Annotated in this window: 12 protein-coding genes; 1 reads left to right on the top strand and 11 read right to left on the bottom strand. The window is 44.7% G+C overall.

The features are described from left to right. Nucleotides 1-15: 15 nt before the first annotated feature. The 7 genes from QUA43_RS07910 to QUA43_RS07880 form a co-directional block, all read right to left on the bottom strand. Entirely contained in the window at nucleotides 16-348 is a 333-nt protein-coding gene (locus QUA43_RS07910) for a XisI protein (protein WP_333372527.1), read from the bottom strand. Continuing rightward, a complete protein-coding gene (locus tag QUA43_RS07905; protein WP_242724323.1) occupies nucleotides 336-755 on the bottom strand; it encodes a XisH family protein in 420 nt (139 codons plus the stop codon). The genes QUA43_RS07910 and QUA43_RS07905 overlap by 13 nt, the downstream gene beginning before the upstream one ends. Before the next feature lie 152 nt (nucleotides 756-907). After that, entirely contained in the window at nucleotides 908-3,949 is a 3,042-nt protein-coding gene (locus tag QUA43_RS07900; RefSeq protein WP_333372525.1) for an SMC family ATPase, read from the bottom strand. A 187-nt stretch (nucleotides 3,950-4,136) separates the two neighbouring features. Then, nucleotides 4,137-5,312, bottom strand: coding sequence for an exonuclease SbcCD subunit D (locus QUA43_RS07895; RefSeq protein WP_333372523.1), 1,176 nt, complete (start codon nucleotides 5,310-5,312; stop codon nucleotides 4,137-4,139). Nucleotides 5,313-5,392: 80 nt separating this feature from the next. Continuing rightward, complete coding sequence (locus QUA43_RS07890) at nucleotides 5,393-5,734, bottom strand: DUF5615 family PIN-like protein (protein WP_333059996.1); 342 nt, start codon at nucleotides 5,732-5,734, stop codon at nucleotides 5,393-5,395. A 3-nt stretch (nucleotides 5,735-5,737) separates the two neighbouring features. Next, a complete protein-coding gene (locus QUA43_RS07885) occupies nucleotides 5,738-6,064 on the bottom strand; it encodes a DUF433 domain-containing protein (RefSeq protein WP_333083023.1) in 327 nt (108 codons plus the stop codon). 76 nt (nucleotides 6,065-6,140) lie between these two features. Next, a complete protein-coding gene (locus QUA43_RS07880) occupies nucleotides 6,141-7,034 on the bottom strand; it encodes an ion channel (RefSeq protein ID WP_333372521.1) in 894 nt (297 codons plus the stop codon). Between the two features lie 112 nt (nucleotides 7,035-7,146). Here QUA43_RS07880 and QUA43_RS07875 point away from each other — a divergent pair, with 112 nt between their 5' ends. After that, nucleotides 7,147-7,464, top strand: a complete 318-nt coding sequence (locus tag QUA43_RS07875; RefSeq protein WP_333372519.1) for a hypothetical protein — start codon at nucleotides 7,147-7,149, stop codon at nucleotides 7,462-7,464. A gap of 80 nt (nucleotides 7,465-7,544) precedes the next feature. Here QUA43_RS07875 and QUA43_RS07870 read toward each other — a convergent pair whose 3' ends face one another. The 4 genes from QUA43_RS07870 to QUA43_RS07855 form a co-directional block, all read right to left on the bottom strand. Then, nucleotides 7,545-9,431, bottom strand: a complete 1,887-nt coding sequence (locus tag QUA43_RS07870; protein ID WP_333372517.1) for a PAS domain S-box protein — start codon at nucleotides 9,429-9,431, stop codon at nucleotides 7,545-7,547. Nucleotides 9,432-9,916: 485 nt separating this feature from the next. Further along, the gene (locus tag QUA43_RS07865; RefSeq protein ID WP_333372590.1) at nucleotides 9,917-11,251 is read right to left on the bottom strand and encodes a hypothetical protein; all 1,335 of its coding nucleotides are present in this window, start codon (nucleotides 11,249-11,251) and stop codon (nucleotides 9,917-9,919) included. Between the two features lie 549 nt (nucleotides 11,252-11,800). Then, on the bottom strand, nucleotides 11,801-12,322 hold the full coding sequence (locus QUA43_RS07860) for a hypothetical protein (protein ID WP_333372515.1): 522 nt from the start codon (nucleotides 12,320-12,322) through the stop codon (nucleotides 11,801-11,803). A 283-nt stretch (nucleotides 12,323-12,605) separates the two neighbouring features. After that, entirely contained in the window at nucleotides 12,606-12,959 is a 354-nt protein-coding gene (locus QUA43_RS07855; RefSeq protein WP_333372513.1) for a hypothetical protein, read from the bottom strand. Nucleotides 12,960-12,988 lie beyond the last annotated feature (29 nt).

The raw sequence follows: 12,988 nt of genomic DNA, 5'->3' as shown, positions 1-12,988 counted from the left end.
ACTTGTTGTAATAATTTACGCGATCGCAAATCCAGTAAATTGCCGTACATAAGGCGCTCGAAATCCCAACACAATATCTGTTTTAGGGACTCCAAATTCTAGAAGTTGATTGGCAATTCCTACTTCCGTAAAATCGCGCTGAATCCAAATCTTTCCATCTTTGATATCAACATGAATCGGACATCCATGAATTCGTTCTTCATCCCGCCATCCCACATACAACAATAAATAGCGGTCGCGTTCCGTATCGAAAACAATTTCAGTGGTTTCTACATCTTGCTCAGACTGCTCTGTCGCGTGTTGATGTATGACTTTCTGAACTAACTGGCGATAATCTAATCTTTCCATAATGTTATCTCCTGTCCCTTCACATGAAAAACCAGCATCTTTATTTGATATCGTTCTAACACAGTTTGAACAAACGAGTCTGTAAAAAAATCTTGATAGATATCTGTAGGCACTGCCAAATACAGCACTCGTTCTGATTCCAATTTTTCCAATGCTACTCGATAATTAAGAAATTGACCAACAGCCGTATGGAATTCTGACAGCGCCGACAAGCCCACAAAACTTTTTACTTCTACTGCTATTTTTTGCATCCCCTTTTCGGCAGAAAGTAATTTTTCTCCTCCCAAATCTATCTGCATTTTTACTTGAGAAGTTACTTTGAGAAACAGAGGATCGTGAGTAATTGTCCATCCATCTTTCTCCAAAGCCGATCGTACTGTGTTGTGAAAGATATCTTTGGCTGACATGATTTAACAAACTGTTTTAATAGATCCAAAAAGAGTTTAGTTAACTGATGCGACACACACTACGTATATAGTTTCTAGGATGCAGACGGCGCACCGAGAGCGCTATAAATAGCGAGAAAACTACTTTTGACACAAGTCTTATTATATTATAATTAGACTCTTTCAACTTCTATTCTAGAACCTTGCGGGGATTTGGAAACTTTAACTTGTGCGGGCAATCTTTCGCCCAATTCTCGAACGTGGGTAATCACTCCAATCATCCTGTCTCGCTGCCGCAAAGATTCTAAAATTTGAGTAACGCTTTCGAGAGTTTCGTTATCTAAAGTACCAAATCCTTCATCAAGAAACAAGCTACCCAAGTGAGATCCTTGAGACAGTTTTTCTGACAAAGCTAAAGCCATTGATAAGGAAGTGGCAAAGGTTTCGCCACCGGAAAGGGTTCGCACTCGTCTAGCTTCGCCGCCGTTCCAATTATCTGCTACCCAATATTCGCCGTCTTGGTTTCTTAGTTTGTAGCGATTTTCGGTTAATTCTTGCAAAATTAATGTGGCGCTGCCGACTAATTCTGCTTCTAAATGTTCTAAAATGTAGGATTGAAATTCGTTGGATTTGAGATTCTGCGCTAAGGTGTGATAAGTTTGCTCTTGTTCTGTGAAATTTGTGATTTGCTGTGACAGTCTTTCGGCTTGTTCGAGATTTTGGGCTGCTACTTGAATCCAAGCTAAAAGTTCGGCGCGGTTGTTGTTGGCTTGTTTGAGGTTTTCTTGGGCGGTATGTTTTGCCGATCGCACTTGTGCTAAAGTATTCTCATCGGTAGTTCGGCCTGCGATCGCCTCGCTCAAATCTTTTGCCCGCGTCTCTAACTGAATTTTTGATTCGCGGTGAGAGCGAATAGCGTTTTCCCAGTCTGATTGTTCCTTAACTGTCGCAACCGCTGCTAAAAATGTCTCTTCTGTGAAATCAGTCGCTGTTAATTTTGCTGACCAATCCAGGTTTAACTGCTGTTTCTGGGCTTGGGCTTGTCCAAAAGCTTCTCCAGCTTGTTGCTCTCTCTCTGCGGCTTGAATAACCTTATTTTGAGCAGTTTGATATGATTTTTCGGCAACTTTCAGCAGATTTGCCAAGTCTTGCTTGTCTTGTTCTAAGGCTTTTGCTAAATTAGCATAAGGTTGATATTCGGTAATTTGATAAAGCGCATTTACACAACTTTGCAACTGCTGCTGGCGGCGGTCTGATTCGGCGATCGCATCTTGATATTCTTGCTGTTTAGCTGCTTGAGTCGCCACAGCAAAATTTAATCTTTGCTGAAAATTATCATATTCCAATGATGCCAGTTGGAACTGCTGCTCGGTTTCGCGGTATTGGCGATCGCTCTCTTTAAGGATTGCTAACTCCTGCTGCAACCCCAAGCTTTCCCAATGAGGATTTTCCAGAACTTGAGTGATTTGCTGCTGCAATTCGGCAACTCTATGCCCCGTTAATTCCAGCATTTGAGCAATTTCCGACTCTTTTTGCAGGCAGGCTGAAACTGTACTTTTTGCCTCAGCAGCCAACCTTTGAGCATCTTGAAAAACCTGATTTGCCGCCGCCAATTTCTGCCGCAAATCAGCGACATCGACAATATTAGAATTCGGCAAAGGAGGGAGGCTCTCGCTCTCAGGATGCACCCCCCCGCACACCGGGCAAGTATCCCCAGAATTCAGTGACATTCTGATAGCAGCCACACTCTCTAAACGTGCCGCTTCAGCATTAGCGGTTTCCGCCACTTCTAACTCGCGGGCGCACTCTTTTAGCCGCAGTTCAACGGCTTCTAAATTAGTGGTAGCCTTCACATAATTTTGTTGAAATTTTTCCCGATCTGCGATAGAGTTCTCCAACTGTTCTTGCTGAGTCTTTTGCTGCTTGGTAATTAGCTGAAGTTCCATCAATAAGGGTGAAATTTGCTGCAATTGCTCTAAACGCTTTCCTCCCCGCGCATACTGTTCGAGCTGTGCCGCTGCTTGAGTAACTCGAAAACCCGCGCCTTGAATTTTAGTGTTAGCAGCTTGCAGGTCTTTATCTGCTGCCATAAAAAAGCGGAGTTTTTCCTGTTGAATTTTTTGGGCAAGCGCAACTTCTTTTTCTAATTGAGCGCGCTGTTCTTCATATACTTTAGCAGCAGCTAGAGCATCTTCGCGAGCTTTAATTTGTGGCGCTAGTGCCTGTTCTTTGGATTTTGCCGCGTCAAATTGCTGCTGCTCTACTGCTAGCTCAGATCGAGCTTTAATTAACTGTTTTCGCGCGGCCACCGAGGCACTTTCGGCAGTTTCGTACTGGCTGCGAGCCGATCGCACTAAAGCCCAATCTCCCTGTAAATGATTGGCAGCTTGCGCTCTTTCTAAACGCTGTGCTAAAATTGTCACCTCGGCAGAATTAGCATTTAATTTAGCGAGTTCTTGTTGCAGCTCTTGCCAGCGAGCGATTTGCGAAAATAGCTGTTCCTCTTCATCTAGATCCTTTTGAGCTTTCATCACAGCGCGATCGAACTCAGGCAACTGCTGCTCTAAAATCAAAAGTTGCGATCGTCTTTGATCCACCTCATCCGCCGTCGGCGCACTCAAATCCGCTAGCTGCCTTTCCACCATTTCCCGTTCCTGTTTCAGCAACTTTGCCAGCTCATTTGTTTCCTTCCGCATCTGCTCAAAAATCTCAAATCCTGCTAGCTGCCGCAAAATTTCCCGGCGTTTTGAAGTATCCCCTTTAATAAACTCATCAAACTTGCCTTGAGGCAGAACAATTGCTCGCGTAAAAGTATCAAAATCCATTCCTAAAATCTGTTCAATGGTATTTTGAACAGCAACGATACTCGTTCCCAAAGTTTCCCATTGGCCATTTTGCCAGTTATCCAAAATCACCTTATTTTCCGGAGATTTGGGACGGAAACGCCACCTTCGCGTCACCCGATACTGTGCCGAACCCACAGCAAAACGCAACTGCACTTTTAAATTTTCGCTACCTTGACTTGCCAAATCACTTACTTGTTTGCCGCTGCGAGTAGTAGTGCCAAAAAGAGCGTATGTCATGGCATCTAACAGTGAAGATTTGCCCGCACCTGTAGCACCAGTAATTGCAAACAAATCGAGTTGAGAAAAATCTAAACGCTGTTCGCGGTGGAAGCTGGTAAATCCTTCGAGAATAAGTTCGAGTGGACGCATACTGATTTTAGATTTTGGGTTTTGGATTTCTATTACTCTTTACCAGGCAGAGCCTGGTAAAGCAGATCCGGAGGCTCTGCCTCCAATTTTCCTATTTAAGCGCGAGGCAGAGCCTCTGGATATTGGTTCCCAGACGGAGCCTGGGAACCAGTTAATTTTGGATTTTGGATTGTATCTTTTTACGCATTTAATTGTTAACTGTTTCCTTAAACTTCTTGTACAAATTTTTAAATTCCTCCAATACTGCCGGTTTCGGTGTCGTTCCCAATCGGTTTTGATAATAGTTGCAAAACTCTGCTGCCGGATCGAAATTGTTGGGATCGATATTAGTTATTTCGGTTGCTTCTAGCGCTGCATCTGGATAGCGCGGTTCAATTAACAGCGCTTGAGAACAGATTTGGCGGACTCGATCGGCAAGTCCGATTTGCGGACTGTCAAGTTCGACAATTACTTTCAAGAAACCCGGATGGTACTGATGAGCTTGTAAAGTTTCATCGAGATTGTCGTTATGACATTTAAGCACTTTTAACGGCTTGTGGCAAGCCACAGGCTTAAATTCTACCTTTGCCTGACTTCCCGGCTCAACTTCTATCAAGCAAAATCCTTTTTCCTGTTCCGCTTCTCCAAAATCTAACTGAATCAAAGAACCGGAATAATAAGCGGGAGAAGTCTCAGAAATTCGCTGGTGAATGTGGATGTGTCCGAGTGCAACATACTGAGCTTCCGGCGGCAGAGTTTGCGCTGACAGTAGATATTTTTCTCGCGTGTAATAAGCGACTTCGGATTTTGCCAATCGAGCGCCGTCAATGCTCATGTGTCCCATGAGAAAATTGACAGTATTGTCTCTAAACTCTCTGGTTAAATCTTCGAGTAAATATGCTACGATTTCGCGGTAGTCTTTTCGGCGATCGGCATCGCCAGACTCCCAGAGAGAATTAGCATCTAACAGTCTTTGTTCGGAAGCAAAAGGCATCGCTCCCACACAAAGTTTACCGCTTTTTGTATTAAGAGTAATCGTGCCGCCGTCGGCGGAAAGCCTGGGTTTGCCTAAAGCGCGAACACCGGCGAGGGAAAGCAATTGCGCGATGCTGTCGATGCGGGATGCCGAATCGTGATTACCGGCGATCGCAATTGCGGGAATTCCTGCAGCTTGGAGTTCGCAGAAAAAGTTATAAGCAATCCGTTCAGCGTAAGCGGGTGGGTTGGGCACGTCGAAAATGTCGCCGGCAACAAGCACAGCATCGACATCTAAGGCTTTTGCTTGCTTCAAAATCTGTTCGAGGGCGAGGGAAATTTCAAAAGTGCGATCGATCCCTCGAAAACGCCGCCCTAAATGCCAGTCAGCAGTATGAATTATTCGCATAGTACGAGGAGTATTTTGTTTATTTTAATACTTTGTGCGATAGCTGCTATATGAATTGATTCATTCTGGGGCTGTTATACTCACTCCGACGGCCGATTAACTCGAATCAGTAGACTTCTCAGTGTTTCTAGATTAGAAATAGCTTCATTAATGCGTACAGCCAGCCGTTCCCAGTTTTGGTCGTTTGTGCAGACAATTATGCCCGTATGGTCAGAGTTAAACCTATGCAGTCGAATAAAATCCGGTCTATTTAATGTCAATACTGCACGATTATTGCTAATAGCAAAATCGAGAACTTCTTCATCCGGAATCTTTTGGTTAGCCTTCCCCGCTTCTTGAACAGTCAGGACATCATGGCCCAAATTTCGCAGTAATTTTACAACAGGAAACGGGTATTGTTCATCTGCATAAAGACGCGCCACAGTTTATGCCTCTTCCTGTTCTCGAATTGCTCTTTCAATCTCATCAGGATATGCCTCAGCATAACTAAAAGCATTCACCAAATCTACGGCACTCAGATCGGGATGACCTTCTAAAATATGAGCATCTGTGGCACTTTGACGGCGATAACTTACCAACAGCCAAACAGGAATCCGAGTTTTTCGGATACAGGCTTCTCCGCCCATGACACCCGGAGTCTTTTGAATTCCCGGCCAAAAGTTGCTTAAACTTTGGGCGAGGAATTGTATAGCTTGAGCCTTTTCTTCGGGAGTTAAAGCCAAGAGTTGCGGTTGCAATTCTTTGAGTGTCATCTTCGTAGTAACTGAAGTCATAAATATCAAGTTTTGTCGTCCTAGAGGTATTCTAGCACTATTATACTCACAACTTTCATTCAACAGGCTGCACATCATGAAACCGAGTATAATCAACCACCCGCCCTCTCGTCGCCGATTTCAAAAGAATATCTACAAACCGCATATTCCACATAATTTCAGACGCCACAAAAGAATGTCGTGCATGAATAGTTTGCGAAACAGTTTCGTCAATTCCTGTTAACGTAATTACAATTTCCGCTTGCTGATCCATCAAGTCTTGGGCAGTAAGTTGGTACAAAGGACTGCTCTCATCAATTGCGTGCATAACCGTCCAAGTTAATGCAAAAACCGGAGAGTGACTTCGCATCAATTGCAAATCGTAAAAACGCCGCATAAATTCTCCTTCCGGTGTTACCTCGTCGCGGATCAAAGTAGCTCGCTGCTGCGCTTCTAAAATTTGGTTAAAACGCTGATTTGCCGTGCGGTACATCAGAGTCGGAACGCCGTTGAAAGGAGCGATCACAGCTACGCGGCTGAAGATAACTCTAGCGGTTGGTCTGGAAAATCTCGAAAAAGCCAGTCCCGTCACCATCGCCACTCCCCACAAACCAAAAAGCGCTTGGATCGCGACTATAGTATTAGCGTAATCCGTGCGTGGATACATAGAGCCGTAGCCGATCGTCGCCATTGTTTGCACGCTGAAATAAAAGGCATCTGGGAAAGAACCCGGCCGCGCGTTAGCAATGCAATCTCCTCCCGCCAAGTAAGCTAAGGCAAATAAAGAATTCGTGACTGTATAGGAGAGACAAATCAGCATGAAAAATTGTGGCCAAGAAAGAGTTAGCAGCCTGTGGTAGAGGTCGGCAAAATGCAGGCGAGGTACTCCCAACTTGACAATATTTAAGGGAAATTGTCCTTGGCGGCTGACTAAACGCGCCTGTTGCGGGCGGTTGCGGTGAATTTTCATTGCGATTTGTAACTCCGGCTGTTTCAATTTGTAACTATTGCTTTGAGCGGGAAAACTTATCCTTTAGACTGATGTTTGATTCCAAAAATTCGGATAAAAGCGGAGTTTAGAAATGGTTGAGCTTAACTGGCATGACTATCTCGTTATGGTTTCTTTTGTGGCTTCTATTGCGGGTCTAGTCCTGCTGGGTGATCGCAAATCGCAGCCAACGGACGATCGCACTTTAAGCGAAGAAATCCTCATTAAGATGAGTTTTGTTTACTCAATAGTCTACTCCATGTCTGCTTTAGGGCTAAAACTTCATCTGCCGGAGGATAGCTGGCTGTTGCTGAGTCTGAAGTTGAGCACTGTTCTTTCTTACTTGTTGACAGTTTCCAGCATACTCAGTCTGCCACTGCAACGCATGGCTGTTCGGCAAGTCGAAGATTAAAAACGTGAAGCTAAGGTTTCCCGCATCTAAATTGTATTTTTGGGGCGGGCTAAGAGTGCCCACCCCACAAGACTTGGGTTTCAGGTTGTTTGTAAATTTTTAATTCCCGCAGGAAGCTTGACATAACGCGCCCAAAATGGTTCTACTCGATCTCTGCGGGATTGCAACCAGCCCATATTTTCCTCCCTTCCGTTTGCTTCTGAAATCTGAGAAACTATCTGGATACTGCCAGAAGTCAAGCCCTCAGCATCTCGCATCGGTGCAGTCCAAATACAGACATCAATTGATGAACCGTCTTTCCGCCGCCGCCGACATTCCCTAGCAACTTGCGCTTCCCCTGCCAATTCTGACTGAAACATCGCATAAAAATCTACGTTTTCATCGCTAGGGACGATCGGCAAAAGCTCCCCCACAACCTCAGACTCCTTCCAGCCAAAAACTCGCTCCGCGGCAGAATTCCACACCGTCACCAAAGCATTACTATCAACCCCGACAACTGCCAGCGGCAAAGCTTTAATTAAGCCTTGTAAAACTTGATTAGTTTCGCACAATTTAGCCTCTACCAGCTTGTGTTCTGTTATGTCCTGACAAGCACCATAAATGCCGACTGCGCGGTTCTCGACTTCATCCCACACAACTTGCCGACAATCCCACAGCCACCGGATTTCACCGGATTTGGTGACAATTCGATACTCGCTTACTTCCTTGCGGCTAGATGAACGAAGCTGCATTTGTTCCAGCAGCATTTCTAGGTCGTCGGGATGAATGCAGTCGAATTGTAAACCGCCGGAAGTTGCGATTTCTTTGGGAGTATAACCCGTAATTTTAGTAAAAGCTTCAGTCATCCATTCGCACACCCAGGTATTGTTAGGCAATACTTTAAAAGAATAGGCAAAATCTGAAGTAATTTGCGAGAGAATACGGTAGCGCGATTCTGATGCTCGCAGTGCGTTTTCTGCATTTTTGCGATCGGTTATATTTTGAAAAAACACCGACACACCTTCTTCCGAGGGATAAGCCTCGACTTCAAACCAAATACTTAGCTGCGCGTAATATGCTTCAAATTTAACATTAACCTTCTCAGATACCGCTCTGTAACACTGCTTGAAAAAAATCGTGTCGGCTGTATCAGGAAACTCATCCCAAATATTTTTACCTATAAGTTCTTGACGCCCTCTTTGCCAGCACTGCTCTGCTTTCGCGTTGAGGTAGGTAAACTGCCAATTGCTGTTTAGGGTGAAAAAACCATCTGTAATCTTTTCTAAGATATTAACGATTTGCTTTTGCGATTTTTCCAAAGCTGCTGCTGAGAACTTGCGCTCTGTGATATCGCGGGAATTGATGACTATGCCGTTGATGCTGGAATCGTGGAGTAAATTATTACCAATGACTTCTAAATACACCCAAGAACCGTTAGCGTGGCGTTTCCGATATTCTACAGGCGGTGCAATCCCTGGCTGTTTGAGTAATTTGGCAAAATATGCTTGCCAAACAGGTAGATCGTCTGGGTGGATCAAATCGTCTGGGAATTCGCCAATTCTTTGTTCGAGATTGTAGCCTAACATCCGCTCTGCTGCGATCGAATTTTGGTCTCGGATGCGTCCGTCTGCTTCGAGAATTGTCATCAAATCGGAAGAATTTCGCAGGAGACTTTGCAGTCGGGCTTCCCCTTTTGTCAGTGCCTGAGTCACCTTTCTGTACATCATCTGGCTTTGCTCTAACTGCTGCTCTAAATGTCTGATGCTAGCAGCTTGCTGGGAAACTTTAATGTCTAAATTGCTGTTAATTCTTTGTAACTTGGCTTGGGCTTGTTTAGACAACAAAAGCGACTGAAACTCCGCAGCCAATTCTTGTAAAGATGCGGACAACTGCTCGACATTGCTGGTTAAAATCGCCTGTTTATCTACAGGTAGTTGCTCGATATGTCCCTGCAATTCCCGCACGTGTTTCAATACATTTTGCATCATTGTAGTCAGCGCTCAAACTTATGAAGAATATTTTTTTATATTTCCAATCATAACACCTTATCTGAGTCAAGTGTCAAAAGAAATAAATCTTGAATTTGAGCGGTAGAGTTTTAATTTCGATGCCAATCCCTCGGCGCTGACACAGATGGATAATTCCACCAAGTTTGAGCGAGCAAAAAAAATATTGAGTTCAGTTATATTACTGAAAATAGTTGTGATTTTTAAAGTGTGAATTAAACAGGACTGATATCGTTTCCGCGCTTCATCGGAATCATAATTTTTCGAGTTGCAGTGCGATCGTCCCCGCTCGCGGCGCGGATCGCGAGCGTCCCGCTCGCACTAATATTCCGGGTTTTTCAACTTCGGTCAATCGATTTTAGAGTTGAAATTTTAGATGGGATAGAGTAAGTAATTTTACTGTGAAGTGCAGAGATTGTGATGCCAGTAGGCAAATTAGGAACAGGCTTTTCGGCCTGTGCCTAAAATCAGGATTTAAAGCCCTTAGAGCTTTTCTTTTTCTCCTGTGGCTTGGATTTTGACTTGTTCACTTCGCCTAAAGCTTCCTGAAATAAGTTGTGCAGGTGCAGGGGAACGCTTGCAATTTCGGGGAGTTCGGGTTCTAAGGGTTTTTTAAACTCTTGCAGCAAGGCATCTAAATCGCGATCGAGCTGAAAGTCTGTACGTTCCAATACAGTTTGCAAAATTTGGTCTAATTTCGCTGGATTAACTTTAGCTAACCGCTGCCAAATCCAGGCATTAATTGCAGGATCTTCTAGATAGTTACGCACCAGCTTTTCGTAACCGGGAACGGTTGAAAAGTCTTCTGCTGCTAGCAGTGCAGTAAATTGAGCGTAAGTAGACAAAAAGGTTTGTCCCCAGCGAGGATGAGAAAGTGCTGTCACCTGTTCGGCTTTCTTGAAGCGATCGGGCAATTCAACTTTCGGCATTACCATTTTTGAGTGAGGATCGCTATCGAGCCCTACCTCCACTGAAGACGGATCTGCACCGGCTGCTGCTATAGCTGCTGCTTTAATTTCTTCTGCATCGACTCCGGCATCTTCAACGATATCCGCCAGAGATTTATGTTCATCAATGCCGATATCCGCTAGGCGTTTTTTAGTGATAAATTCCTGAAATTCAGTCAACTGTTTATTCAGGTGATATCCCGATAGCGTAACTTCCTCACTGCCAAAAAATTCGGTAAAATCTACGTGGTACTGTTCTACCGAATGCCAAGCTTGCTCTAACAATTCCGGCGCATCGCTGTACAGGTTCTTTTTGTGATTTTGCTTGAAATTGCCGATCGCCACCGCCAACTTCGGCTTACCCAATTTCCCCTTCATAATGGGAGAACTTGAAAGTATCCACCAGTCATCGGTAAGGGGAGAAATCCGAGCCAGCAAGATTTCTCCTAACTTAAAGCGAGACATTTCTGCAAGAAAATTAGGACTGTTGGGCTTGACAACGTAGTGCTTAGCCGTCAGCCAGTTCATCAGTTCAAACCTGTCGGGGGAAAGTTGAGTGATTTCAAATAAGCCAGTGAAGCTTCTGTGTTCCCAACTTTCGAGCAAGCTACGATCGCTCTCGGTTAAATCCGGCTGACTTTCGACAAATAGGTCGATCGGCGTTTTCTCTCCGACTTTACCTTCGATGGTAAAACTGTCAATCACTTGATTTTGCTGAGAAATATCGTAGCGCTCGCCGGTCGATCGAGCTGCTGCATAAGCTTCCAAAGCTACCGCCAACTCTCCCTCAGCATCCAGCACAAAGTCAATTAAATTTTGCTTGAGTGTCCAAGCTCTTTCCAACATTTCATCCACAAGTAATACCAATTTTGAATGAGAGGATTTAGATTAACAATTATCGGACTTGAAGCCACCGACGCTTTACGATCCGGCTGCGATTGAAGAAAGCGCATCGCGAACAATGACACAAATATGCGATCGATGCCTCAGTCCTGAATAAGTTTAATTTTAAGGCTAATAGTCAAAAAAAAATGTTAATCTCAAACGGAAGCATCCCGATTTTGTAAAAAGCGTTTATTAGGAGTGCGATGTCCCGCACAGCAAAGCCTCTACGTCTCTAGGGAGTTCTCACAGCGAACAGTCCTGTGAAAGAAAAATCGTGCTGAAAAATGCGATTTCAAGGGAGCATAAAAATACCCTCTCCGATGTAGAGAGGGGCTGAAAATCCCCAAAAACTTCGCTAAACTCGCGTTAAAAACGGTGCCACCTATCAACAACAGTCCAAAACGCAGCAGCCGGGTTTTTTTTATCAAACACTTCCCTCCATTCCGATACCCGGCTAAAAATAACCGGAACGCTTGAGTTTGTGTGTCTCCAAGACTGAAAAATACTTGGCGTAAGCCCTTAGCGGCCGTCTTTGTCAATGTCACCAGGAACAGCGCGTTCCACCCGATCCCAAGCGTCGCGCGTGGCGTGCTTCGCTTTTTCCCAAGTCACATTAGACTTACCGCGATTTGTTTCGTAGTCGCGCTGCAAATCGTTTTCGATCTCGTTGAAGCTCTTACCAGTATTGCCGTAGCGGCTGTATCCCTCATAACCGGTGCGGTATGCAGGCTGATAGTCGTCGTAAGTCGCGCTCGTGTCCACATAAGGACGGGAACTGTAGTTGCTTTGCCAGTAAGCATCTTCTACCGTGGGGTCGATCGCCTCGCCCACACCTTTGCCGGCCAAACCGCCGCTAAACGCGCCCACAACCGCTCCCACAACTGCTCCCACAGGCCCGCCGATCGCGCCGCCTATTGCAGCACCCGCAGCACCGGCACTCGCAGCACCGATACCGGTTGCCACTGGATGAGCCCCTGTTTCGCCGGACAGCGGGTCGATGTTAGCATCAGGTTCATGTACCGTTTTTTTCTCATCGCTCATGATATTTTTTCCTTTTATCTAACTGTAACTATTATTAAATCTACCTTTTAAATTCATATCTATTCATCTGCCTTAAGGATGAAACTGCTACCTTAAAAACAAGGGGAAGGACAAAACGGTTTTGAACGCAAAAAGTGGTTTTATACCCTAACTCTAACGCGGTAAGGTGCGTAATGCACACCTTACCGCGTTAGGTTCAAGTGAGTCCTGAGCTATGGTCAATGGTGTATTCAGGGAAGCTCAGTATTGACCAGAAATTTGGGTTAGATATAAATTTGTAGATTTAGTCCTTGCCCGTGACCTTTTCGATCAGACCTTCAGCTTTTTGAACTATGCTTTCTTGCGGGTGTTCTTCCTTGTACTCTTTTAAGCTTTCGTCGTAAACTTTCTCGACCTTTGCAGGATTTTGAGCAGTTTTGACTATATCTTCGTAAGCTGCTTGGGGATTGAGATCCTCGAAACTTTCTGCGGGGTCAGTAATTCTAGCTTCTTGCGGGGCCTGACTCCTGTCTTGACCTGCATAAGCAGCCTGACTGGGTACTACCGCTAGACCTAGCAGACCAATGAAAGCCAGAGTACAGACCAGCAAAATGCTTTGGCTTAATGTTTTTCCGAGAGCTTTTAAAACCCGCTTCATATCAACTTCTCCTCGTATTTTTCCGCAAA

It is taken from the genome of Microcoleus sp. N9_B4, assembly GCF_036701635.1.
In the GTDB taxonomy this organism is placed as follows: domain Bacteria; phylum Cyanobacteriota; class Cyanobacteriia; order Cyanobacteriales; family Microcoleaceae; genus Microcoleus.
The sequence above is the reverse complement of the archived record's forward strand: the minus strand, read 5'-3'. Positions and strand labels throughout refer to the sequence as shown.